A 24066-nucleotide genomic window follows, 5' to 3' on the forward strand; every position below is an offset into this window, starting at 1 on the left:
TCATAGGGGAGCCGGGGCGATTCGCGTAGTCTTTATATTAAAAAATACGGCCCAGAGTCAGCCTGGTCCAAACCTTTTATAGCCTTAGGATAGAGGCACAACAACCACTAGGAGTTCTCATGGATCGTGCCAGCACCCTGCTGCAAACCATCCAGACCCGTATCGGCGAACTCAATCGCGCGGAGCGCAAGGTCGCCGAGGTCATCCTGCAGAATCCCCGGCAGGCCACGCGTTACACCATCGCGGCCCTGGCCCAGGCGGCGCAGGTCAGCGAACCCACGGTCAATCGTTTCTGCCGCTCCCTGGGCGTGAGCGGCTATCCCGAAATGAAGATCCAGCTGGCGCAGAGCATCGCCAGCGGTGCGGTCTACGTCAGTCAGGCGGTGGCCGCCAACGACGGCCCCGAGGCCTATGCGGAAAAGATCTTCAGCAGCACCATCGCCTCGCTGGACAGTGCCCGCCAGCGCCTGGACGCCGGGGTGGTGGATCGCGCGGTCGACCTGCTGATCCAGGCTCGGCAGATCCACTTCTTCGGCCTGGGCGCCTCGGCGCCGGTGGCCCTGGATGCCCAGCACAAGTTCTTTCGCTTCAATATGGCGGTCTCGGCGCATTCGGACGTGCTGATGCAACGGATGCTGGCGTCCATCGCCCGGACCGGCGAGCTGTTCGTGATCATTTCCTATACCGGACGCACCCGTGAGCTGGTGGACGTGGCCAAGCTGGCGCGGGATAACGGCGCCTCTGTGCTCGGCCTCACCGCCAGCAATACCCCGCTGGCCAAGGTCTGCACCCTCAGCCTGGACATCCCGCTGCCGGAAGACACCGACATCTACATGCCCATGACCTCGCGGATCATCCAGCTCACCGTGCTGGACATCCTGGCGACCGGGGTGACCCTCAAGCGCGGCGTGGATTTCCAGCCGCACCTACGCAAGGTCAAGGAGAGCCTGGTCGCGACCCGCTATCCCTCGGAGCCGGACCAGGGCTGAGGGCACCCTGACCTGCAAGTAAAAGCCTGCTTGCGAGCTCGCACACCGGCATCGAACAAGATCTGGACGAGCCCGCGAAACCGCCCGAGGAAGCCCGCCTACCTTGAGTAAACGAGCTTCCAACAGGGCTGCCTTCCAGCGCATTTTCAACGACGCCTGGCCGACACCAGGCAGACCGCAAGCGGGTTTTCAGATGTCGTCGCGGTGGCTGAACAGGTCCCAGGTCGACATGAACAGCGCCGCGACCAGCGGGCCGATGACGAAGCCGTTGAGACCGAACAGCGACATGCCGCCGATGGTGGAGATCAGCACCACGTAGTCGGGCATCTTGGTGTCCTTGCCCACCAGGATGGGGCGCAGGATGTTGTCCACCAGGCCGATCACCACCACCGCGAAGACGATCAGGATCACCCCCTTGAGCACCGAACCGGTCGCCAGGAAGTAGATCGCCACCGGTACCCAGATCAGCGCCGAACCGACCGCGGGCAACAGCGACAGGAAGGCCATCAGGGTACCCCAGAGCACCGCGCCCTGGACCCCCAGCACGCCGAGAATGAATCCGCCCAGAGCGCCCTGCACTGCAGCGACGATGATGTTGCCCTTGACCGTGGCGCGCACCACGGCGGTGAACTTGGCCATCAGGCTGCGCTTGTGCATGTCGCTGAGCGGTATGGCCTTGCGAATCATCGCCACCAGCTGCGAACCGTCGCGCAGCAGGAAGAACAGCAGATAGAGCATCACGCCGAAGCCGATGAGGAACTGGAAGGTGCCCTGGCCAAAGCTGAACGCCTGGGTGGCGACCCATTGACTGCCCTGCATGGCGCCGGTGGACAGCTTCTGGCGGATGCCATCCAGGTCACCAGCGCCAAAGCGCTGCAGGACGCCACGGACCGAGTCCGGTAGCGCACCCCAGACTTGCTGGTAGTACTGGCCGAAATTGAGTTGACCGCTACTGATCTGTTGGTAGAGCAAGGAGCCTTCCTGCACCAGGGAAATGGCGATGAACACCACCGGCAGGATGACGATGAGCAGGATCACGAACAGGGTGCAGAGGGCACCGAGGTTACGTCTGTTGTTGAAGCGGCTGACGAACCAGCGCTGCAGGGGGGCGAACAGGATGGCGAGGATGGCCCCCCAGAACACCGCGCCCAGGAAGGGGGTGAGGATCCAGACGAAGGCCAGCGAGACCACCACCAGCAGGATCAGGAACGTCTTGTTTTCCAACCGAGCACTTTTCATTGGCGTTTCGCGATTCCAAACAAGGAAGACAGGCCTTGCTTAGAGCCTCGGAAGCCGTGGGGTTCCCATAAGCACCCCCAACTCGGCCTGGAGAGGCGCGCCGGAGCTTCCGGCGCGCCTCCGGATCATACACGGAACTGGCGGACCAACCCGTTCAGGCGTTCGCCCAGGCCGACCATCCCGGCGGTACTCTGGGCCCCCTGCTGAGCACCCTGAGCCATGCTGTCGACGGCATTGGCGATGGTATGGACGCTGCGATTGATCTCCTCGGCCACCGCGGTCTGCTCCTCGGCAGCACCGGCGATCTGGATGTTCATGGCGTTGATGGTGGCGATCAGCTCGCTGATGGCGGCCAGCGCGGTGCCAGCCTGCTCGGCCTGGGCGGTGGTCGCCTCACCCATGCCACCCGAGCGCTCCATGGCACCTACCGCACGCCCCGTCGCCTGCTGCAGGCGATCGATCATGCCCTGGATCTCCTGGGTGCTCTGCTGGGTGCGACTGGCCAGCGCCCGCACCTCGTCGGCCACGACGGCGAAGCCGCGACCGGCTTCACCGGCCCGGGCTGCCTCGATGGCGGCGTTGAGGGCCAGGAGGTTGGTCTGTTCGGCGATGGCGCGGATCACATCCAGAACGCCAACGATGGCCCCCACATCCTGCTTGAGGCCGTCGAGGGAGACGCTGCTCTGGCGGACCTCTTCGACCAGTTCATGGATGCGCGTCACGCTGGTGGCAACCGTTTCCCGGGCCAGACGGCCCTGCTCCTCGGTCTCCCGGGTCGCCTCCGAGGCCTTCAGCGCGCTACTGGCCACTTCCTGGGCTGCAGCGGACATCTGGTTGATGGCGGTCGCCACCTGATCGGTTTCGCTGCGCTGACGCTGCATGTCGCGATCGGTGTGCTGGGCCTGCCGGGCGACATCGCCGAGCAGACCGGTGAATTGCTGGGTGATGTCGACGACCTGGCTGATGGTGCCCTGGATCCGATCGACGAAGCGATTGAAGGAGGCAGCGAGCTCACCGATCTCGTCGCGACCGTTGACCGGCAGGCGGCGAGTGAGATCGCCCTCCCCGGCAGCGATGTCGTCGAGATTCTCGCGAATCTGCGCCAGGGGTCTCAGGGTCCGCGCCGCGAAGACGTGCGCCACGATACCGATCACCACCAGCAGCACGCCGGCCACGCCGAGGATCAGCCAGAGCTGGGCACGGGTGCGCTCGGCGACCTGATCGGCTACCGCCGCGACCTCGGCGTCCACACCGTCCAGGTTTACCGCCGACCCTATCACCAGGTCCCACTTGGGCAGGTAATCGGTGTAGGCGAGCTTGGGGACCAGCATGTCCTTGTTGCCCGGCAGCGAGGAGCTGTAGCGGCTGAAGTGAGAGCCGTCCTTGCCGGCACGCACCAACTCCTGGTTGAGGTAGACGCCCGCAGGATCGCGGTTGTCCTTGAAGCTCTTGCCGATGCCGGCCGGGTCATTGCCCTTGAACAGCCGGACGACGTTGGAGTCGTAGCCGAAGATATAGCCGTCCTTGCCATAGCTGATCGACGACAACAGGCGGATGGCCTCCTTGCGCGCCTCGGCATCACCTTCCGCGGCCTTGTCGTACAGCGGCTTGACCACGGTCATGGCCGTCTCGACGGTGTTCTGCAACGCACTACGACTCTGGGCCATCAGCCGCTCGCGGGCGTCGGTGACATCCTTGAGTGCCTGCTCATGCAATACCCAGTAGGACAGGCCACCCAGTACGAGGGTAAACAGGCAGACGGGTAGCACGGCCAACAGGGTAACTTTGACTTTCAGGCTCATGGGTTTCTCCTTGGTCGCAAGAGCTTGGGCCGTTATCGGCCTCCTGCCCGCGAACTTGACCGCGGAGTCACCTCTCGAACGAATTTTTTTTACCCACTCCTGGTGCCGGCAGCCGAATGACCACGGCGAGCCCACCGAGCGCCGAGGTTTCTAACTCAAGGGTTCCAGCGCAACCGTCGATGATGTCCCGCGCGATTCCCAGTCCCAGACCGTGGCCCGCCACGGCTTCATCCAGGCGGCTGCCGCGACTCAAGATGGCCTGACGCTCACCTTCCGGTACGCCCGGACCATCGTCCTCGACCAAGATCAGATACCCCTCCTCCTGCCGGACTTCCAGGCGTACCCGCTGCGTGGCCCATTTGCCCGCGTTGTCCAGCAGATTGCCAAACAACTCCAGCAGATCCTCCCGATCCCAGGGCAGGCGCAGCCCCTCCGGTAGCTGGCAGTCGAAGGTCAGGTGCTCGCCATGCACGCGCCTGAGCAACGCGCAGAGCTCCTGTAGCTCCGCGACCTCCAGGTGCGCCCCGGGCAAGGCCTCGCCGGCGAGCCGGGCACGCCGCAGCTCCCGCTCCAGCCGTTCACGGATGCGTGCCAGCTGCTCGCGCAATACATCGCGCTGATCAGGCAGCGCCTGCAGCTCGGGTCGCTCGGCCAGGCTGGTGAGCACCGCCAGGGGCGTCTTGAGCGCATGCCCCAGATTGCCAATGCCGTGGCGCGCGCGCTTGAGGCCCTCATCCGTGTGTCGCAGCAACCCATTCATCTCGGCTACCAGCGGTACCAGTTCGGCAGGTACCGTGGCGTCCAGTGCCGTGCGCCGCCCCTGATGTAGCTGGGCGATCTGCTCGCGCACCTGGTCCAGCGGCCGCAGGGCGCGGCGGACGATGAGCCGCTGCAGGAGCAACACCAGCAGCAGCGTCGCCAGCCCTAACAGGGCACCGAGGCCAAGGATACGGGTCAGGCTCGCCAACAGCGGATTGTAGTCATCTGCGACGGTCACCCTCACCCGCTGGCCATAGCGCTGGTAGTCGGCACGATAGGTGAGCAGCCGCTGACCACTGGGTCCGTCGGCCAGGGCTTCGGTCAGGCCTTCGGCGGACGGTGTCTCGAGCTGGGCATCCCAGAGCGAGCGCGAGCGCCAGCGGATATCCAGGGCCGGAATCTCGATGAGGAAATAGCGGCCAGACAGGGGCCGGGTGTACAGACTGCCCAGGCGGCCTTCGTCCAGCTGCAGGCCATGGGGGCCGCGCACCAGGGCAGCCAGCAGGTTTTCCGTCTCACCGCGCAACCCGGTTTCCAGATAGCGCCGCAGTGCGTGGTCCACCAGCCAGGCACCGCTCAGCACCAGCAGCAGCCCCGCCGCCAGCAGAATGGTAACCAGCCCGATCCTGAGCCGGGCCTGGATGGACCTCAATCCACACCGCCCAGGCGATAGCCCTGACCGCGGCGTGTTTCGATGACGTCTCGCCCCAGCTTGCGCCGCAGATGGTTGACGTGCACCTCGATGACGTTGGAATCACGCTCGCTCTCACCATCGTAAAGATGATCGTTCAGGCGCGTCTTGGACAGGATCTGCCCGGGATGCAGCAGGAAGCAGCGCAGCAGGCGAAACTCCGCGGCGCTCAGGGGGATGGTGTCGCTGCCGCGAACCACGCATTGGCGCGCCTCGTCCAGCGCCAGCCCCGCAGCCTGCAGCAACGGCTGATTGGTCACGCCCCGCACCCGTCGCAGCAGCGCGGCGATGCGCAGGCCCAGCTCCTCGGGGTGGAAAGGTTTGGTCAGATAGTCATCGGCACCGGCCTTGAGACCCTCGATACGCTCCGCCCAGCTATCACGGGCGGTCAGGATCAATACCGGGGTTGCCAGGGCGGCGGCGCGCCACTCGCCGAGCACCGCCAGGCCTGGTCGCCCCGGCAGGCCGAGGTCGAGCACGATGAGATCATAGGGCTCCTGGGCGCCCTGCCAGGCCGCGTCCCGACCATCCGCCAGCCAGTCGATGGCATAACCCTGGCGGGCAAGGAATGCGGCGATCTCGTCGGCCAGGGCTACGTCGTCCTCCACCAGCAGCAAGCGCATCTAATCGTCCACCTCGTCTTTCATGATGGCGCCGTCCATCGCGCCAATTTCCAGCTCGCGGACCACATCATCGACGAGAATCTCGATCTCGTAGCGATACTGGCCGTCCTCCTCCTCCAGCTCGGCCTCCAGCAGCCGTGCCTGGGGATAACGAGCATTGACCTGTTGCAACAGGGATTCCAACGGGCGGATCACCCCTTCCTTGCGTAGCCTCAAGGCCTCGTCCTGATCCAGATCGCGAGCCTGGATCAGGGGTGACAGGCTGCCGAGCAACAGCAGCCCGACAAGCGCGACACCTAGTCGTCGCGCTGGTCTTTCAGGACTTCGCCGGTGGTGGCGTCGAGTTCCAGATCCCATTTCACACCTTTGGGGTCACGCAGTTCCAATTGGTAGACATAGCGGCCGTATTCTTCTTCCAGCTCGGTTTCGTGGGTCGTCGAACCCGGGTGCTTGGCAATGGCAGCCTGGTTGAGCACCTCGAAGCTCTTGATCTTGCCACTGTCACGCAGCTTGAGGGCTTCGTCGGGGCCGAGGTCGCGGGCCTGGGCTACACCCACGCCGGTGAGCAGGAAGGCGGCAGCAGCGATGGTGGTCAGCTTTTTCATGGTGATTCCTCTCTGGTTGCAGTTCGATCTGGGTCCAGAGTAGCGATTCGCCATTAATCGAAACTTAAACGGCGCTTAAGCCAAGCTTAATCGGATCGGACCCTGCCAGGGCACTTCGGCATCCAAGGGTTCGCCCTTCTGCGTCACCCGCAGCCGACCGTCGCGGGCCAGCTCGCGAGCCGCATGGCGCAGCGGCTCCATAAGCGGCCGCCAGTCCGCGGCCAGGTCGCGAGCCACTTCCGAAGGGCAGAAGGTCGTGCCTGGGCGCCGTGCCGCCGCCTTGGCCAGCAAGGCGTCACGCAACTGTGCGTCGGTCGGCTTGAGTGCGGTCATGAGAACCCGGTCCCTTTTCCTGGAGTCCACCGTTTCGACCAGGAAAACGTCGGTGTAGTCATGACCTCTCGCTCGAAAGTAATGCAACGTCTCGCCCAGACCGACCTGCCCGTCCCCGATGACGAGCGTGATGACACCGGTACCGCCCTCTGCACCCCCTTGCCCCCCGACCTCAGCTACGTCGACGACAGTCAGCCGGGGCTGAGTCGGCGCAAGCTGCGCGGCAAATGGGCCTATTTCACCCCGGACGGCGAGCGCATCCGCGACCAGGCCGAGGTCGAGCGCATCAACAAGCTGGCCATTCCGCCGGCCTATACCGAGGTATGGATCTGTCCGGATGCCAACGGCCATCTGCAGGCCACCGGTCGCGATGCTCGCGGCCGCAAGCAGTATCGCTATCACCCCCGCTGGCGGGAGATCCGCGACACCGACAAGTACGAGCGGATGCTGGCCTTCGGTCAGGCCCTGCCCAAGCTGCGCCAGCGCGTGGAAGAGGATCTCGCCCGGCGAGGCCTGTGCCGGGAAAAGGTCATGGCTACGGTCATCAGCCTGCTGGATGCCACCCTCATCCGCGTTGGCAATGCCCAGTACGCCAAGAGCAACAAGTCCTACGGCCTTACCACCCTGCGCAACCGGCACGCCGAAGTCCATGGCAACACCATCGCCTTCCACTTCCGTGGCAAGAGCGGCGTGGAGCACAACATCAAGGTCAGCGATCCGCGCCTGGCACGCACCGTGAAGAAATGCCGGGAGTTGCCCGGCCAGCACCTGTTCCAGTACGTGGATGCCGATGGCGAACGTCACACCGTGACCTCTTCCGACGTCAACGCCTACCTGCACGAGTTGACCGGCGCAGACTTCACGGCCAAGGACTATCGCACCTGGGCCGGCAGCGCCCTGGCGCTGGAAGCCCTGCGTGAACTGCGCTGCGAGACCCAGACCGACGCCAAGAAGGAGCTGGTGGACATGGTCAAAGCGGTGTCTCGCACCCTGGGCAATACCCCCGCGGTGTGCCGCAAGTGCTATATCCATCCGGGCGTGCTGGATGCCTTCCTCGCCGGCGACCTCTGCACCCTGCCCAAGCCGCGCAAGCGCAAGGGCCTCAAGGAGGAGGAGGTGCTGCTGCTCAACTTCCTGCAACGCCTGGAACAGCGGATGGCGGAAACCCAGGCCGCCTGATGATCAGGGCGGCTTAGGCCGCCTTCCCTTCCATCTTGACCTATTGGCCGCTCGTAGCGCGCCTTGCCCACTCATGTCGCCTTCACACAGCCGCCAAGCGCCTTGATGACTCGCTAAAAACGTTATGTTATAACTTAAAAGACGTTAATCAAGGTTCGATCATGGCACCCCACCGCTCTTCCCTCCTGCTGCTCTCCGTCCCTACTCGCCTGCTGCTCACCTGCATTCCACTGGTCGCCCTGTGGCTGGCGGTCTCCTGGGCGGTCGCCTTGCCATGAGCGCCGCCATCGAATTGCAGGACCTGACCCTGGCCTATCAGCGTCACCCAGCCATCCACCACCTCAGTGGCCGTTTTCGGACCGGGAGTCTCACCGCCATCGTCGGCCCTAACGGGGCGGGCAAGTCGACCCTGCTCAAAGCCATCGCCGGCACCTTGCGTCCCGTCAGCGGGCGGGTCAACCGGGCCGTATCCCAAAGACGCCTGGGCTATCTGCCGCAAGCCGCGGAGATCGACCGCAGCTTTCCCCTCAGCGTGCTCGAAACCGTGGTGTTAGGCGCCTGGCGCGGACTGGGCATCTGGCGTGGCGTTACCGCCGCCCACCGGCAGGAGGCGTGCCAGGCACTGCGGGCGGTAGGTCTCGAAGGCCTTGAAGATCGTCTGGTAGGCGCCCTGTCCTCCGGGCAATTCCAGCGGGTGCTGTTCGCCCGCCTGCTGCTGCAGGACGCGCCCGTCTTGCTGCTCGATGAGCCCTTCACCGCCATCGATGCCCGAACCACTGCGGATCTGCTGACCATAGTCCGCCGCTGGCATGGTCAGGGGCGCACCGTGATCGCCGTGCTGCACGACCTTGAGCAGGTCCGCCAGCATTTCCCCGAAACCCTGCTGTTGGCCCGGGAAGCCATCGCCTGGGGCAGCACCGAGCAGGTGCTGGTAGCCGACAACCTGGCTCGGGCGCGCAATCTCGCCGAGCGCTGGGACGCCAACGCGGCGGTCTGTGAGCGCGCATGACCCTCTATCAGCTGCTTTTCGAACCCTTCGTCGAGTTCGGCTTCATGCGCCGCGCCCTGGTTGCCTGCCTGGCCCTGGCGCTGGGCGCCGGTCCGGTCGGCGTCCTGCTGATGCTCAGGCGCATGAGCCTGGTAGGCGATGCCATGAGCCATGCCGTGCTACCCGGCGCAGCCCTGGGCTTCATGGTCGCGGGTCTGTCACTACCGGCCATGGGTATCGGCGGCATGCTCGCCGGGCTCCTGGTGGCCGGACTCGCCGGGCTGGTCAGCCGCTTTACCAATCAGCGCGAAGACGCCAGCTTCGCCAGTTTCTACCTGATCTCCCTGGCCGCCGGGGTGCTGATCGTGTCGCTGCATGGTTCCAGTGTGGATCTGCTGCATGTGCTGTTCGGCACCATCCTGGCCATCGACTCCACTGCGCTCTACCTGGTCGCCAGCATCGCCACCCTGTCGCTGTTGGTCCTGGCCGTGATCTATCGACCGCTGGCCCTGGAATGCTTCGATCCGGGCTTTTTGCGCGCCGTTGGCGGTCGTGGCTCCCTCTATCACCTGCTGTTCCTGTTGCTGGTGGTGCTCAACCTGGTGGCCGGCTTTCAGGCCCTGGGCACCCTGATGGCGGTGGGCCTGATGATGCTTCCGGCCACGGCTGCGCGCTTCTGGGCCACCAGCCTGCCCGGCCTGATGGCGGTGGCCAGCCTCATCGCCAGTCTCAGCGGCCTGGTCGGCCTGGTGCTGTCGTACCACCTTGGCTATGCGTCGGGGCCCGCCATCGTGCTTACCGCTGGCGGCTGCTACCTCTTTTCCCTGCTGTTCGGCCGTCTGGGCCTGTACCGGCGGCTACGTCCTCGCCCTCATCTCACCCACTGAAAGGAGTCATCATGAAATCCCTGTTCTCGCTGGGCGCCGCCCTGTTGCTCGCCGTTGCCGGCCAGGCACAGGCCGCGCCGGTCAAGGCCGTCGCCACCTTTACCGTAATCGCCGACGTGGTCAAACAGGTAGGCGGCGACCAGGTGCAGGTCACCTCGCTGGTCGGTCCAAACGGCGATCCTCATGCCTACGAGCCCACTCCGGCCGATGCCCAGGCGCTGAAGCAGGCCGACGTGGTCTTCATGAGCGGCTTGCACCTGGAAGGCTGGATGGATCGGCTGATCAAGGCCTCCGGCCAGGCGCGTCCGCCAGTGGTGCTCAGCCAAGGCGTCAAGACCCGGGAAATGGCAGAAGACGAGGATGATCACGGTCACGACGACCACGGTCATGACCATGGCGGCATCGATCCCCACGTCTGGAACAGCCCGCTCAACGTGATCGTCTACACCCGCAACGTGGTGAAGGCGTTGTCCGAGGTGGATCCGTCCGATGCCGCCCTGTTCAAGGCCAACGGCGATCGCTACATCGCCGAACTGGAGGCCCTGGATCGCTATGCCCGCGAACAGATTGGCCAGGTCCCCAAGGCCCAGCGCAAGGTGCTGACCTCCCATGATGCCTTCGGCTATTTCGCCGATGCCTATGGTGTGACCTTCATTTCTCCCCTGGGGCTGTCGACCGAAGCCGAGGCCTCGGCCCAGGACGTCGCCAAGCTGATCCGCCAGATCAAGCAGGAGCACGTTGCCGCCTACTTCTTCGAGAACTCCAATGATCCACGCCTGGTACAACAGATCGCCAAGGCCAGCGGCGCGCAACCGGGTGGCGAGCTCTATGTGGAGGCCCTGTCTCCCGCCGATGGCCCGGCGCCTACCTACGCGGCCATGTTCCGCTACAACGTGGATACCCTGGTCAAGGCGATGAAGGGCGCTCACTAACAGCGGAACCCTCCCGACAGCGCAAGACGGAAGCCTCGCTGCGTTGGGCTTCGACGGCAGAGCCGTCTCAGCCCAACCTACGTCCGTAGCATCCGTAGGTTGGGCTGAGCGCAGTGAAGCCCAACAGGGCTAGACGACCGGCACCTCTTCGAGATGCCGGTACTCCGCCCCCAAGCGGCGAGCCAGTTCCGCTGCCCGCCCCAGGCGCAGCGGACCCAACTCGATGTCCAGGACCCGAATGGGACAATTCAGGACCGCCAGGCCTTCCAGCTCGCGCAGCCGCCCATCGGTGACCAGCAGCAGCTGGCACTCCTCACCGGGATGCTGCCGGCGGCGGCGCGCCAGCCAGCCCTCGGCTTTCGCCAGCCCGGCCAATAACGGCGTGCCGCCGCCCGCTTCCAGCTGATCCAACCAGGCCTGCAACGCCTGGCCACTACGCTGCCCCTGGAAGGACCACTCGGGTCGCGCGCCCGCCGCTTGCAGCACCGCCACCCGGACCCGCTGTCGATAGGCCTGTTCGAACCAGTCGGCCAGCACCCCCTTGGCCTGGGCCAGGGCGCCATGACGACGAGTGGACGCAGAGTGATCGAGGATCACCAGCCAGAGTTGGGCTGGCCGTCGACTGCGAGGCTGGCGCACGAGATCGCTCATGCGCTGCGGGCGACCACGAAGCAATGTGGGCACCCAGGCGACGGCGCCTACTGCGCCCAGCGACCGCGCGCCCTGACGACCGCCTGCCGCCTTGCCCACCCCGACCCGGGCATCGCGATCCTGGGTGTGGGGAGATCGGATGCCTAGGGCTTTTTTAGCCCGCCCAGTCGACGTCTGGGGCCGCCTGCCACAGGCTCCGGTGCCAGGGCGCCCCAGGCGTCTCCCTCACCTCCCGCAGGCTCGCCTTCACCCTCTCCCTGTTGGTTACCCATCCCCTGCTCAGGAGTAGCGGAAGAAGGTGACTCACCCTGCAGGGGTGGTATTGCCTGATCGGAATCTGCTGGGTCCCTCCGTCGATGGCGCAGGGCGAAGTCGGCTACGGCGGTAATGTCCGCGTGTTCTATCGCCACGGCGCCGCGCCAGGCGGCATGCGCTCGAGCGGCGCGCAGCCAGACCAGGTCGGCGCGCAGGCCATCGACGCCAGCCTGGTGGCAGCCCGAGGTGATGGCCTCAAGGGCCGCATCATCCAGGGGAATGCTAGCCAGGCGCTCACGGGCCTGGGCGCAACGTTCGCGCAACCGCGCCTGGTCAGGCTCCCAGTGGGCGACGAATGCCGTGGGATCGCTGTCGAAGGCCAGTCGCCGACGCAAGATCTCAGCGCGTTCACGCGGCGCCGGCCGGCTGTCCAGTGCCAGGGCGAAACCGAAGCGGTCGAGCAACTGCGGACGCAGCTCGCCCTCCTCTGGATTCATGGTGCCTACCAGCAGGAAGCGGGCAGCATGTTCATGGGAGATGCCGTCGCGCTCTACCCGGTTGAGACCACTGGCGGCTACGTCCAGCAGCAGGTCCACCAGGTGGTCCGGCAGCAGATTGACCTCGTCGACATAGAGCACACCCCCGTCCGCGGCGGCCAGCACCCCGGGCGCGAAGCGCGCCTGCCCCGCGCCGAGGGCGGCGTTCAGATCCAGGGTGCCGACGATGCGCTCTTCACTGGCCCCCAGCGGCAGGGTGACGAAGGGGCCGTCCCCGAGCAGATCCGCCAAACCACGCGCCAGGGTCGACTTGGCCATGCCGCGGGGGCCTTCGATCAGCACCCCGCCAATGCGGGGGTCGATGGCATTCAGGCACAGCGCCAGTTTCAGGTCGTCCGCGCCGACCACGGCGGCCAGGGGGAAGACGGGAGCGGTCATTTCAGGCTTCATCCATATCCATCAGTAGCTGTTCGAGGGCTTCACGGTAGTCGCCTGGCTCCTGCCAGAGGCCGCGCTGCTGGGCCTCCAGCAGGCGTTCGGTCATGTCGCGCAGGGCTTCGGGGTTGTGGCGCTCGACGAAGTCGCGGGTATCGGCGTCCAGCAGATAGGCATCGGCCAGTTGCCGATAGTGGTGGTCCTCTACCAGTTCGGTGGTGGCGCCAAAGCCGAACAGATAGTCCACGGTGGCAGCCATCTCGAAAGCGCCCTTGTAGCCATGGCGCTTCATGCCGGCGATCCATTTGGGATTGGCCGCTCGCGAACGCACGACCCGGCCCAGTTCTTCCTTGAGGGTGCGGATGCGTGGCAGGTCGGCCTGGGCATGGTCGCCGAAGTAGCTGGCGCGGCGCTGGCCGCTCAGGGTCTCGGCAGCCGCCAGCATGCCACCCTGGAACTGGTAGTAGTCGTTGGAATCGAGCAGGTCGTGCTCGCGATTGTCCTGATTCTGCAGCACCGCCTGCAGGCGGCCCAGACGCCGGGAGAAGTCGTCGCGCGCAGCAGTGCCCTCGTCCTCGGCGCCATAGGCATAGCCGCCCCAGTTGAGATAAGCGGTAGCCAGCTCGCTGCGGTCCTGCCATTGGCGCTCCTCGACCGCACCCTGGACACCGGCGCCATAGGCCCCAGGCTGGGCGCCGAAGATGCGCCAGCCCGCCTGACGCCGGGCCTGGTCGGCCTCGATGCCGGCCGCTTCCAGCGCGGCCCGCTCCCGCCGCACCTGGGCGGCCAGGGGATTGAGGTCGTCCGGTTCGTCCAGCGCGGCGACAGCCTGGATCGCGGCATCGAACAACCGCACCAGGCCACCGAAGGCATCGCGGAAGAAGCCGGAGATACGCAGGGTGACATCCACCCGCGGTCGATCCAGCAGTGACAGTGGCAGGATCTCGAAGTCTTCGACCCGGGCGCTGCCGGTCTGCCACACCGGGCGCACGCCGAGCAGCGCCATGGCCTGGGCGATGTCATCGCCGCCGGTTCTCATGGTCGCCGTCCCCCAGACGGAAAGGCCCAGCTGGCGCAGGTGATCGCCCTCCTCCTGTAGATGGCGCTCCAGCAGCAGGTTGGCCGACTGCCAGCCAAGTCGCCAGGCCGTCATGCTTGGCAGGTTGCGCACGTCCACGGAGAAGAAATTGCGCCCGGTGGGCAGCACGTCCAGTCGGCCGCGACTCGGCGCCCCACTGGGCCCGGCCGGGACGAAGCGACCGCCCAGAGCGGCCAGCAGGCCGCCGATTTCCGCAGGGCCACAGCCATCCAGGGCCGGTGCCACCTGGGCGACCAGCTGCTCCAGCACCGGGCGGGTCACCGGCAGGTCGGCCAATGCCAGGGGCAGTGGTTCGCCATCCACCATCGCGGCGACCAGGGCGAGCGCGAGCAGCTCAAGACGCTCGCGGGTGTCGCCCCGGGTGCGCCAGGGTTCCGCGGAAAGCGCGGCAAGGCACGCCGGACGGTCGCCCTGCCAGGGCTCGCCAAGATCGGCGGCCAGAGGATCGAACGCCAGCTGCAGATCCTTGGCCAGGGCACGCAGCAGGCTGGCGTTGCCGCCCTGGGCGTCGCCGCGAGGAATGCGCAGCAGGGCCACCAGGGTGTCGCGGCGCAGCTGGCCGGTCGGGGATTCGCCGAACACGTGCAGGCCATCGCGGATCTGGGATTCCTTGAGGTCGCAGAGATAGGCGTCCAGCTGGGGCAACCAGCTGTCGGGGTCATCGGTAATGACCAGGCCCAGTTCGCGGTCCAGGGCAGTCTCGCGCACCAGCTGCAGGATCTCGGCGCGCAGCTCGGTGGCCCGGCGCAGATCCAGCAGGCTGGCGTCATAGTATTCGTCGGCCAGGCGTTCCAGGTCGCGCAGCGGGCCATAGCTCTCGGCCCGGGTCAGCGGCGGCATCAGGTGATCGATGATCACGGCCTGGGTACGACGCTTGGCCTGAGCACCCTCGCCCGGATCGTTGACGATGAAGGGATAGACGTTGGGCAGCGGCCCGAGGATGACGTCCGGCCAGCACTCCTGCGACATGCCCACGCCCTTGCCCGGCAGCCATTCCAGGTTGCCGTGCTTGCCCAGGTGGACCACCGCCTGCGCCCCATAGGCCTCGCGCAGCCAGAAGTAGAAGGCCAGGTAGCCGTGGGGCGGGACCAGCGACGGGTCGTGATAGACCGCAGCGGGATCGACATCATAGCCGCGGGCCGGCTGGATGCCGACGAAGGTCAGGCCGAAGCGCACCCCGGCCACCATCAGCCGGCCACGCCGCTGCATGGGATCGGCCTCGGGCGGCCCCCAGCGCTCGGTCACCGCCTGCTGCAGGCTTGGCGGCAACTGGCCAAACAACGCCCGGTAGTCGTCCAGCGCCAGGCTCTGCAACGCTGGGCGCAGATCGCGCAGGGCACTGTCGTTGGTGACGCCACCGAGCAGGCGCTCGATCAGGGCAGTACCGCTCTCCGGCAGATTGGCCACCGGATAGCCGGCCGCCTGTAAGGCCTCCAGCACCTTGAGGGCCGCCGCCGGGGTATCCAGGCCTACGCCGTTGCCGATGCGACCATCGCGGGTCGGATAATTGGCCAGGATCAGGGCGATGCGCTTGTCCGCCGGCGGGCGCCGCGCCAACTCGACCCAGTTGCGCGCCAGGCGGGCGACGAAGGCCATGCGCTCCTCGTCGGCCTGGTAGTTGACCACGTCGCTCTGGCTGCGCTCGCAGCGCCAGGCCAGACCCTTGAAGCTGATCGGCCGGGTGATGATGCGCCCATCCAGCTCTGGCAGGGCGATGTGCATGGCCAGGTCGCGGGCGCCCAGGCCCTGGGGATTCTCCAGCCAGCGCTCGCGGTTGTCCTGGGCACAGATGGCCTGGAGCACCGGCACCGGTCGGCGGAAAGGAGCCAGGTTAGGCCGCTCCGGACTGGATTGAGCGAAGCCGGTGGTATTGAGGATCAGCGCGGTATCGGTCTCATCCAGCAGGCGCTCCACTTCCGTCAGGCAAGCGGATTCCTTGAGACTGGCCACGGCGATAGGCAGCGGATTCAGTCCCTGGGCCTGCAGTTGCTGGCAGAAGACATCAACGAAAGCCGTGTTGGCCGACTGCAGATGGGTGCGATAGAACAATAGCGCCGCCGTCGGCCAATCCGGCTGCCAGCGTTGGCGCCAGCCATCGAGGCCAAGGCCTTCGGGCTGGTACACCGCCACGCGCGGTAATTCTCGTGGCGCCTCGTGGGTGTAGCTGGCACCCAGGCATTCGGCGGCCAGGCAATGGAGAAAATCCCGGGCATTCGTCAGACCGCCTTGGCGCAGATAGCGCCACAGTCGCTCGGCCAGCTCGGACGCGACCGTACCCAGGGCCATCAGCTCCGGATCAGGGCGATCGCAACCCGGTACCGCGATCAGGGTCAGACCCCGTGCGGCCAGCTCGGTGAGGCGTTCCATGCCATAGCGCCAATACCCTTGGCCGCCGTGCAGGGAGATGAACACCACCCGCGCCTGGCTCAGCACCTCCTCGACATAAAGATCCACCGAGGCGTGGTTCTGCAGCTGCATGGGGTTGGCCAGGCGCAGGCTGGGATAGCCGTCATCCAGGGTGCGGGTGGCCTCGGCCAGGAGCGCCAGGTGCGAGTCGCCACTGCAGAGGACAACGATTTCACCCGGCGTCTGCGCCAGGTGGGCAATGCCGTCATCCGGGACAAAACCGCCCGGCTGGGTACGCAGCAGATGCATCTAGGTTCAGGCCACCGCAGCGCGCAGCTGAGCGGTGATCGCCGCCTGGTCCAGCTCCTGGCCGATCAGCACCAGTTGGGTGCGACGGGGTTCCGCCGCCTGCCAGGCCCGGTCGAAATGCTTGTCGAAACGGGTGCCGACTCCCTGTACCAGCAGGCGCAGCGGCTTGCCGGCAATGGCGGCGAAGCCCTTCACCCGCAGCACGCCATGGCGCTTGACCACCTCGGTCAGGGCCGCCGACAGGGTCGCTTCGGCGACTTCGGGCAATTCGACACCAAAGGAGTCGAATTCGTCATGATCGTGGTCTTCATGCCCCTCGAGGTCGTGGTGGGTCGGACGGCTGTCGATATGGGCCTCGGACTCGGCCTGCAGCCCCAGCAGCACCGACAACGGCAGCACGCCGCGACTGGCTTCCACCACCTTGACCGCCGGCGGCAATTCCTCGGTCACCTCGGCGCGGACCCGGGCCAGCGCCTCGGCATCCAGGCCGTCGGCCTTGTTGAGGATCACCAGGTCGGCACTGGCCAGCTGGTCTTCGAACAGCTCATGCAGCGGCGACTCGTGGTCCAGGTTGGGATCCTGGCGGCGCTGTACGTCCACCTGCTCGGGATGGGCGGCGAAGGTGCCGGCAGCCACCGCCGGACTGTCGACCACGGTGATCACCGCGTCCACGGTGCAGGCGTTGCGGATCTCCGGCCACTGGAAGGCCTGCACCAGCGGCTTGGGCAAGGCCAGGCCGCTGGTCTCGATGAGGATGTGGTCGATATCGCCACGACGCGCCACCAGCTCCTTCATGACCGGGAAGAACTCTTCCTGCACGGTGCAGCAGAGGCAGCCGTTGGCCAGTTCGAAGACCCGACCCTGGGCTTCTTCTTCGGTGCAGCCGATGCTGCACTGACGGAGGATCTCCCCGTCGATGCCCAGTTCGCCGAATTCATTGACGATCACCGCGATGCGGCGGCCTTCGGCATGGTCGAGCATGTGGCGCAACAGGGTGGTCTTGCCGGAGCCGAGGAAGCCGGTGACGATGGTGACGGGGGTCTTGGCCAGGGTTTTCATGGGCTGCCCTTAGGTGAAATGCGAGAAAAGGCGGGCAGGCATGCCGGACGCTCGCACGCTGGCGAGGCCCTGGTGGCAGCCCGGATCACCCCGCCCGGTTGCGTATGGAAAACTAGCGAGGCAGGTCTCCTGGCTCACGGCGCCCGACTCCGGCCTTCCCGCGTGAGCAGTGGCCTTAGAGCTTGTTCATGATTTCGCGAGCTAGAGTCGAACAAGGCGAAGATGCTTAGGGAAGCGGATCGGACTCGCGCTCGAGTTTACGAATGGTAAATGAGCATTCCGAAAGCATCTTCAATGCAGTTTGGCCGACGCGCAGCACATTATGAACAGGCTCTGTGGAGAGGCTGAAGATGCCGCTTACAGTTGCGGGGGCAGCCGCGGTGTCGCACCGCGTTCCCTTTCAAGCTCTTGCGGACAAGAGCACCTCGAAGTCCGACAGGCTACGAGTGCCCCGCCGGGGTGTCAATCGAACAGGCTTGACCGTCGGACGACCCGCGTGGTCTGCTCGACCCTGCTTCAGGTGTCGCGACTCCGCCATGGGTCGCGGTGAAACGGGAAGCCGGTCCAAGTCCGGCACTGCCCCCGCAACGGTAGACGAGCGCAGGATCACGATGCCACCCGGCCGGCAAGCTTGGGGAAGGCGATCCTGGTAGTCGTACGGGAATGCGATCTTGAGCGAGCCCGCGCACGGCAAGACGAAACCTTCGTAGCAAGCGTCATTTACAGGGTGTAGATGAGCCTTGCGGAGAAGGATTCGACAACGCCGGGCCGAGCGCAGCCAGCCCGCCCCCACAAGACCCTCGTGAGTCCGGAGACCGGCCTGTCGCTTTCAAGCAACCCGCGGTGGGCGGTCGTGCTGGACGGCGGCTGCCTACCGGCCCGCTGCCTAGGCGCGTCCCTGCCGCTTCGACTCCGAGGCCTCGTCATGACCGCTGCCCGCTCCACCACCGCCCTGCCCCAGACCAGTACCCGCACCCAACGCCTGACGGCCACCCTGCTCGCCTGCCTGTTTGGCCTGGGCCTGGTGTTCCTGGCCGGCTTTTCCCATGTCGAGGCCCTGCACAACGGCGCCCACGACACCCGCCACAGCGAAGGCTTCCCCTGCCACTAAGAGGAGATCGGCATGTTTCAGCGTATCGCCTTCAGTGCCGGCGTGGCCGGCCTGCTCGCCGCCCTTTTGCTGAGCGTCCTGCAGAGCCTCTGGCTGACCCCGCTCATCCTTCAGGCGGAAACCTATGAGGTGCAGGTCGAGGCACCGGTCATGACGGAGCAGCACGAGCACGGCGCAGGAGCCTGGTCGCCGGAAGACGGCTGGCCACGCACCCTGGCCACCTTTGGCGGCAACCTGGTGGTGGCTGTGGGCTTCGGCCTGGTCCTGGCGGGCCTGTTCAATCTGCGCACGCCGCACCGAACCTACCAGGGCCTGCTGTGGGGACTGGCTGGCTATGCCACCTTCTGCCTCGCGCCCAGCCTCGGCCTGCCACCGGAACTGCCAGGGACCGCCGCAGCCGACCTGACCCTAAGGCAAACCTGGTGGATCGGCACCGCTGGGGCCACCGCGGCCGCCCTCGCCCTGCTGGTCTTCGCCCGCCATCCCGGCTACAAGATCGCCGCTCTGGGCCTGCTGGTATTGCCACATGTGCTAGGTGCGCCCCAGCCCATCGAGCACTCCAGCCTGGCACCGCACGAGTTGCAGCGGCATTTCCAGATCGCCGTGCTGGCGAGCAATCTGCCGTTCTGGCTGTTGCTGGGACTGGCCTGCAGTTGGCTGTTTCGCCGTCAGGGCGCGTCACACCCATGAAACGGGTCCTGGGCCTGGGCTGTCGGCGGGGCTGCTCGCTGGACGAAGTCGCCGAACTGGCGCAGTCGGTGTTGCAGGAAGCCGAGTGCGAAATCACCGCCCTGACGGCCCTGGCCACGGTGGAAAGTCGACTGGAAGAGGAGGCCTTATGCGCCCTCGCCGAGCGCTGGCACCTGCCACTGCTCGGTTTCACGGCGGCGCAATTGGCTCAGCAGGTCGGCGTCCTTTCACCCAGCGCTGTCGCGCTGGAACACACCGGTAGCTCGAGCATTGCCGAGGCCGCGGCATTGAGGGCGGCTGGCGAAGGTGCCCGATTGCGCGTGAGCAAGCGCAAGAGCGCGGCCGCGACGGCGGCCCTGGCCTATTCCTGAGGCGCCGCTTCGGCGTCGGCGCCACTGATCCGGGCGCGGACATGGATGGGGCTGAAGGCTTCGTTCTGGACTAGCTCCACCAGGGATTCCTTGACCAGTTCGAGGATGGCCATGAAGGTCACCACCACACCGAGACGGCCTTCTTCCTGGGTGAACAGGGCGACAAAGGGCACGAAGGCGCCGTCCTTGAGTCGCTCCAGCACCTGGCTCATCCGCTCGCGGGTAGACAGCACCTCACGGGTCACCTGGTGGCTCTCGAAGAGATCCGCCCGGCGCAGCACCTCGCCCATGGCCAGCAGCAGCTCGCCCAGTTCGACCTCGGGCAACAGTTTGCGCGCGCGCGCCTCGGGCGCCGGCAAAGTGGGTACCACGAAGTTACGCCCCTCGCGCGGCAGGTCGTCGAGATCCTCGGCGGCCTTCTTGAAGCGTTCGTACTCCTGCAGCCGGCGAATCAGTTCGGCGCGCGGATCCTCTTCCTCGGCTTCCAGGCCTTCGGCACGGGGCAACAGCATGCGCGACTTGATCTCCGCCAGCATGGCCGCCATCAGCAGGTACTCGGCGGCCAGTTCCAGCTGCACCGCCTTCATCAACTCGACATAGCTCATGTACTGCCGGGTGATCTCGGCGACGGGGATGTCGAGGATGTCGATGTTCTGCTTGCGGATCAGATAGAGCAGCAGGTCCAGCGGCCCTTCGAAGGCTTCGAGAAAGACCTCCAGCGCATCCGGCGGGATATAGAGGTCCTGGGGCAGCTCGGTGAAGGCCTCGCCATACACCAGCGCCAGGCGTAGCTGCTCGGGTTCGAGCAGCTGGGGATCCAGGGCCTCGCTCATGCTTCGATCATGAAGGGCGTGGGATCACCGGCACCGACACGGATCACCTCGGGCTCGTCGTCGGCCAGGCTGATGACGGTGGACGGCTGCAAGCCACCGGGTCCGCCTTCGATCACCAGGTCGACGAAGTGGTCGAGGCGTTCGCGGATTTCCCAGGCATCGCCGAGGGCGTCCTCATCCCCGGGAAGAATCAGGCTCACGCTCATCAGCGGCTCGCCCAGCGCTTCCAGCAGCGCCAGGGTGATGGGATGCTGGGGCACCCGTACGCCGATGGTGCGCCGCTTGGGATGCAGCAGCATCCGCGGCACCTCGCGGGTAGCGTTGAGGATGAAGGTATAGGGCCCGGGCGTATAGGCCTTGAGCAGGCGGAAAGCGCTGGTATCCACCTTGGCATAGATGCCGAGTTCCGAGAGATCGCAGCACACCAGGGTGAAGTTGTGCTTGTCGTCGAGCTGGCGGATGCGGCGAATCCGCTCCACGGCGCTCTTCTCGCCGATTCGGCAGCCCAGCGCATAGGACGAATCGGTGGGATAGGCGATGACACCACCGGACTGGATGATTTCCACGGCCTGACGAATCAGCCGCGGCTGGGGATTCTGCGGATGAATCTCGATGAACTGGCTCATTGGGGTTCCCGATTCTGAGGGTACAGCGGTTGACTGAAGCGCGCCCAGAGGGGCGGCAGATCTTCGGGCAACGGACGGTACATGCCCAGGTCCGACCAATCGGCTGGCGCATGGAAATCGCTGCCCGCACTCACCATCAGACCAAATTCCCGCGCCAGAATTGCCAGGGTGCCGACCTGCTCGGCCGGCTGTATGCCGTTGACCACCTCGATGGCATGGCCGCCACCGGTGACGAATTCGCCGATCAGCTTGCGCAGCTTGGTGCGCGTGAAGCCATACGCCAGGGGGTGCGCCAGGCTGATCCAGGCCTTGGCGCCCTTCAGGGTGGCCAGGGTATCGGCCAGGGTCGGCCAGTGCTGCTTGACGTCGCCGAGCTTGCCGCCGCCCAGCCACTTGCGAAAGGCGTCGCCCCGGTCTTGGACAAGACCGGCCTGTACCAGGTATTCGGCGAAGTGGGGTCGTGCCGGCGCGTTGCGACTATCACCCAGCGCCAACTGCACCGCCCGGGCGCCTTCCAGAGTGCCGGGCATGCCCTTGGCCGCCAGCCGCCGGTCGATTTCCCGGGCACGCTCCCAGCGTCCTTCGTGCAAGGCTTCCAGGGCGGCGTTCAGCGCCGGCGCTTCGGGATCGAAGTTGTAGCCCAGCACATGCAAGGTCGCCCCGCCCCAGGTACAGGACATCTCGATCCCGGAGAGCAGGCGAAGACCCAGGCCATCCGCCGCTTCCAGCGCTTCGGCGTAACCGTCCAGGGTGTCATGATCGGTGATGGCCAGCAGCTGTACCCCGCGCTCATGAGCCCTTCTGACGACCTCGGCGGGCGCGAAGGCGCCGTCCGACGCAGTGGTATGACAGTGCAGGTCGATACGCATGGGCTTTCTCCTTCGGCTTCATCGGGTATTATGCCGCGATGCACTGCTATCGGCTGCGTTAATGAAACAATTCATCGACTTCATTCCCCTCCTGCTGTTCTTCCTGGTCTACAAGCTCGATCCGCGTCCGGTGGAATTCGCCGGGCACGCCTTCACCCTGGGCGGCATCTTCAGTGCCACCGCGGTGTTGATCATTGCCTCCCTGGTGGTCTACGGCGTGATCTACGCGACCCAGCGCCGGCTGGAGAAGAGCCAGTGGCTGACCCTGATCGCCTGCCTGGTATTTGGCGGCATGACGCTGGCGTTCCACAGCGAGACCTTTCTCAAGTGGAAGGCGCCGGTGGTGAACTGGCTGTTCGCCCTCGCCTTCCTCGGCAGTCAGTTCATTGGCGACAAACCGCTGATCCAGCGCATGCTGGGCCACGCGGTGCGCTTGCCCGCGCCGATCTGGACGCGCCTGAACATCGCCTGGATCATCTTTTTCATCGTCTGCGGCTGCGCGAATCTCTATGTGGCCTTCACCTACGAAAGCTTCTGGGTCGACTTCAAGGTCTTCGGCAGCCTGGCGATGACCCTGGTATTCATGCTCGGTCAGGGCCTCTATCTGGCGCGCCATCTGCAACCGATGGATGAACCGCGAGATTGATCCCATGAGTCAGATTCTGCTGATCGACGACGATCAGGAGCTGTGCGAGCTGCTCGGCGCCTGGCTGAAACAGGAAGGCTTCGAGGTCACCGCCTGCCACGCCGGCAGCGACGCGCGCATCCAGTTGCGCGACGCGACGCCGGACGTCGTGGTGCTGGACGTGATGCTGCCCGACGGCAGCGGCCTGGAATTGCTCAAGCAGCTGCGCAGCGATCATCCGCAACTGCCGGTACTGATGCTGTCGGGGCGTGGCGAACCACTGGACCGGATCCTCGGCCTGGAGCTGGGCGCCGACGACTACCTGGCCAAACCCTGCGATCCGCGCGAACTCACCGCACGCCTGAGGGCCATCCTCAGGCGCAGCCATCCGGCCCAGCCGGCAGCACGCCTACAACTGGGCGACCTGTCGCTGAGCCTGGCACGGGGCGTGGCCAACATCGGCGAAACCGAGATCACCCTCACCCTCACCGAGAGTCGCATCCTCGAAGCCCTGCTACGCCAGCCCGGAGAACCCCTGGAGAAGCAGGCCCTGGCCCAGGTGGCACTCGGTCGCAAGCTGACACTCTATGATCGCAGCCTGGACATGCACGTCAGCAATCTGCGGCGCAAGCTCGGTAGCCACGCCGATGGCCGTCCACGCATCCTGGCGCTGCGCGGTCGCGGCTACTACTACAGCGTCTAGCACCGCCACGTCGCCTTTACCCCCTCTTTACGCCCGCTGACCGCCACTGACTCCCCCCGCTCCTAGACTGGGCCCATCCGGTATTGCACCGGTCATCCCAAGGAGATTTCCCCGATGCGCAAGCTCATGCCCGCCGTGCTGTTCGCCGCCCTGCTGCCGACCCTGACCCTGGCCGCCACCCAGGACGGCCCTGAGATCACCCCGCCGCCCCACGGGAAGCTGATGGATGGCGGCCCCCGTGGCGACGGCCCCCTGCGCGGCCTCAAGCTCACCGCCGAGCAACGCGAGCAGGTCGGTAAGCTGATGGGCGAAGAGCGTCAGCAGCAGCGCGAGATCGTCAAAAGCTATCTCGACAAGCTGCCCGAGGATCAGCGCAAGGCCCTGCATGATCAGCTGGATGGCAACCGCGACAAGACTCGTCAGTCCATTCGCGCCCTCCTCAAGCCCGATCAGCAGAAGCGCTTCGACGAAATGGAAAAGAAGCGGGAGGATCGCGCCAAGGAGTGGGCCGAGTTCCAGCAGTGGAAGCAGGACCACAAGTCCTCGTAATCCCCACCCGC

At 65.8% G+C, this 24066-nt stretch carries 25 protein-coding genes and 2 riboswitches; of the genes, 11 read left to right on the forward strand and 14 right to left on the reverse strand.

Going from position 1 to position 24066, the window contains the following annotated elements; all coding sequences use genetic code 11:
• Window positions 1-119: 119 nt before the first annotated feature.
• Window positions 120-989, forward strand: a complete 870-nt coding sequence (locus tag PJ259_RS04900; protein ID WP_271654949.1) for a MurR/RpiR family transcriptional regulator — start codon at window positions 120-122, stop codon at window positions 987-989.
• A gap of 189 nt (window positions 990-1178) precedes the next feature.
• Here PJ259_RS04900 and PJ259_RS04905 read toward each other — a convergent pair whose 3' ends face one another.
• From PJ259_RS04905 to PJ259_RS04935, 7 genes are all read right to left on the reverse strand, one after another.
• Complete coding sequence (locus tag PJ259_RS04905; RefSeq protein ID WP_271654950.1) at window positions 1179-2228, reverse strand: AI-2E family transporter; 1050 nt, start codon at window positions 2226-2228, stop codon at window positions 1179-1181.
• A 125-nt stretch (window positions 2229-2353) separates the two neighbouring features.
• On the reverse strand, window positions 2354-4030 hold the full coding sequence (locus tag PJ259_RS04910) for a methyl-accepting chemotaxis protein (protein WP_271654951.1): 1677 nt from the start codon (window positions 4028-4030) through the stop codon (window positions 2354-2356).
• Between the two features lie 67 nt (window positions 4031-4097).
• Window positions 4098-5441 (reverse strand): sensor histidine kinase, encoded by a 1344-nt coding sequence (locus tag PJ259_RS04915; RefSeq protein ID WP_271654952.1) that lies wholly within the window; start codon window positions 5439-5441, stop codon window positions 4098-4100.
• Window positions 5438-6103: a response regulator transcription factor gene (locus PJ259_RS04920; RefSeq protein WP_271654953.1), complete on the reverse strand. Its 666-nt coding sequence runs from the start codon at window positions 6101-6103 to the stop codon at window positions 5438-5440. The genes PJ259_RS04915 and PJ259_RS04920 overlap by 4 nt, the downstream gene beginning before the upstream one ends.
• Window positions 6104-6379 carry a PepSY domain-containing protein gene (locus PJ259_RS04925; protein WP_271655827.1) on the reverse strand — a complete coding sequence of 92 codons (276 nt, stop codon included), beginning with the start codon at window positions 6377-6379 and terminating at the stop codon, window positions 6104-6106.
• Between the two features lie 20 nt (window positions 6380-6399).
• Window positions 6400-6708, reverse strand: coding sequence for a PepSY domain-containing protein (locus PJ259_RS04930; protein WP_271654954.1), 309 nt, complete (start codon window positions 6706-6708; stop codon window positions 6400-6402).
• 75 nt (window positions 6709-6783) lie between these two features.
• Window positions 6784-7041 carry a DUF3253 domain-containing protein gene (locus PJ259_RS04935; protein ID WP_271654955.1) on the reverse strand — a complete coding sequence of 86 codons (258 nt, stop codon included), beginning with the start codon at window positions 7039-7041 and terminating at the stop codon, window positions 6784-6786.
• Between the two features lie 81 nt (window positions 7042-7122).
• Between PJ259_RS04935 and PJ259_RS04940 the strand changes: the two genes are divergently transcribed.
• The 4 genes from PJ259_RS04940 to PJ259_RS04955 all read left to right on the forward strand — a co-directional run bounded on the left by PJ259_RS04940 (window position 7123) and on the right by PJ259_RS04955 (window position 11027).
• The gene (locus tag PJ259_RS04940; protein WP_271654956.1) at window positions 7123-8220 is read left to right on the forward strand and encodes a DNA topoisomerase IB; all 1098 of its coding nucleotides are present in this window, start codon (window positions 7123-7125) and stop codon (window positions 8218-8220) included.
• Window positions 8221-8494: 274 nt separating this feature from the next.
• Window positions 8495-9229 carry a zinc ABC transporter ATP-binding protein AztA gene (aztA, locus tag PJ259_RS04945; protein ID WP_059314988.1) on the forward strand — a complete coding sequence of 245 codons (735 nt, stop codon included), beginning with the start codon at window positions 8495-8497 and terminating at the stop codon, window positions 9227-9229.
• Window positions 9226-10095, forward strand: a complete 870-nt coding sequence (locus tag PJ259_RS04950) for a metal ABC transporter permease (RefSeq protein ID WP_059314989.1) — start codon at window positions 9226-9228, stop codon at window positions 10093-10095. Before aztA ends, PJ259_RS04950 begins: the two co-directional genes overlap by 4 nt.
• A gap of 11 nt (window positions 10096-10106) precedes the next feature.
• A complete protein-coding gene (locus PJ259_RS04955; protein WP_059314990.1) occupies window positions 10107-11027 on the forward strand; it encodes a metal ABC transporter substrate-binding protein in 921 nt (306 codons plus the stop codon).
• Between the two features lie 129 nt (window positions 11028-11156).
• Here the strand turns inward: PJ259_RS04955 and PJ259_RS04960 are convergent, their stop codons facing one another.
• From PJ259_RS04960 to cobW, 4 genes are all read right to left on the reverse strand, one after another.
• On the reverse strand, window positions 11157-11711 hold the full coding sequence (locus tag PJ259_RS04960) for a vWA domain-containing protein (RefSeq protein ID WP_333909678.1): 555 nt from the start codon (window positions 11709-11711) through the stop codon (window positions 11157-11159).
• A gap of 110 nt (window positions 11712-11821) precedes the next feature.
• Window positions 11822-12868, reverse strand: a complete 1047-nt coding sequence (locus tag PJ259_RS04965; RefSeq protein WP_271654957.1) for an ATP-binding protein — start codon at window positions 12866-12868, stop codon at window positions 11822-11824.
• Window position 12869: 1 nt separating this feature from the next.
• Window positions 12870-16619: a cobaltochelatase subunit CobN gene (cobN, locus tag PJ259_RS04970; protein WP_271654958.1), complete on the reverse strand. Its 3750-nt coding sequence runs from the start codon at window positions 16617-16619 to the stop codon at window positions 12870-12872.
• A gap of 6 nt (window positions 16620-16625) precedes the next feature.
• Complete coding sequence (cobW, locus tag PJ259_RS04975) at window positions 16626-17678, reverse strand: cobalamin biosynthesis protein CobW (protein WP_271654959.1); 1053 nt, start codon at window positions 17676-17678, stop codon at window positions 16626-16628.
• A 102-nt stretch (window positions 17679-17780) separates the two neighbouring features.
• Window positions 17781-18120, reverse strand: a riboswitch (cobalamin riboswitch).
• A gap of 59 nt (window positions 18121-18179) precedes the next feature.
• Window positions 18180-18516, forward strand: a riboswitch (cobalamin riboswitch).
• An 87-nt stretch (window positions 18517-18603) separates the two neighbouring features.
• Between cobW and PJ259_RS04980 the strand changes: the two genes are divergently transcribed.
• The 3 genes from PJ259_RS04980 to PJ259_RS04990 are packed head-to-tail and all read left to right on the forward strand — an operon-like array spanning window position 18604 to window position 19850.
• A complete protein-coding gene (locus PJ259_RS04980) occupies window positions 18604-18789 on the forward strand; it encodes a CbtB domain-containing protein (protein ID WP_059314995.1) in 186 nt (61 codons plus the stop codon).
• Between the two features lie 12 nt (window positions 18790-18801).
• Complete coding sequence (locus PJ259_RS04985; protein ID WP_271654960.1) at window positions 18802-19479, forward strand: CbtA family protein; 678 nt, start codon at window positions 18802-18804, stop codon at window positions 19477-19479.
• The gene (locus tag PJ259_RS04990) at window positions 19476-19850 is read left to right on the forward strand and encodes a cobalamin biosynthesis protein (RefSeq protein WP_271654961.1); all 375 of its coding nucleotides are present in this window, start codon (window positions 19476-19478) and stop codon (window positions 19848-19850) included. The genes PJ259_RS04985 and PJ259_RS04990 overlap by 4 nt, the downstream gene beginning before the upstream one ends.
• Here PJ259_RS04990 and PJ259_RS04995 read toward each other — a convergent pair.
• The 3 genes from PJ259_RS04995 to PJ259_RS05005 form a co-directional block, all read right to left on the reverse strand.
• Window positions 19841-20569 (reverse strand): segregation and condensation protein A, encoded by a 729-nt coding sequence (locus PJ259_RS04995; RefSeq protein WP_271655829.1) that lies wholly within the window; start codon window positions 20567-20569, stop codon window positions 19841-19843. The two genes, PJ259_RS04990 and PJ259_RS04995, sit on opposite strands and share 10 nt — an antisense overlap.
• Window positions 20570-20679: 110 nt before the next feature.
• Entirely contained in the window at window positions 20680-21309 is a 630-nt protein-coding gene (locus tag PJ259_RS05000) for an L-threonylcarbamoyladenylate synthase (protein WP_059314999.1), read from the reverse strand.
• Window positions 21306-22178: a PHP domain-containing protein gene (locus PJ259_RS05005; protein ID WP_059315000.1), complete on the reverse strand. Its 873-nt coding sequence runs from the start codon at window positions 22176-22178 to the stop codon at window positions 21306-21308. The genes PJ259_RS05000 and PJ259_RS05005 overlap by 4 nt, the downstream gene beginning before the upstream one ends.
• 61 nt (window positions 22179-22239) lie before the next feature.
• Between PJ259_RS05005 and PJ259_RS05010 the strand changes: the two genes are divergently transcribed.
• The 3 genes from PJ259_RS05010 (at window position 22240) to PJ259_RS05020 (ending at window position 24055) form a co-directional block, all read left to right on the forward strand.
• Entirely contained in the window at window positions 22240-22824 is a 585-nt protein-coding gene (locus PJ259_RS05010; RefSeq protein WP_059315001.1) for a septation protein A, read from the forward strand.
• 4 nt (window positions 22825-22828) lie between these two features.
• Entirely contained in the window at window positions 22829-23506 is a 678-nt protein-coding gene (locus PJ259_RS05015; protein WP_059315002.1) for a response regulator transcription factor, read from the forward strand.
• A 114-nt stretch (window positions 23507-23620) separates the two neighbouring features.
• Complete coding sequence (locus PJ259_RS05020; protein WP_271654962.1) at window positions 23621-24055, forward strand: Spy/CpxP family protein refolding chaperone; 435 nt, start codon at window positions 23621-23623, stop codon at window positions 24053-24055.
• Window positions 24056-24066 lie beyond the last annotated feature (11 nt).

Origin of the sequence: Pseudomonas sp. JBR1 (genome assembly GCF_028198185.1) — a bacterium.
GTDB lineage: Bacteria > Pseudomonadota > Gammaproteobacteria > Pseudomonadales > Pseudomonadaceae > Chryseomonas > Chryseomonas oryzihabitans_E.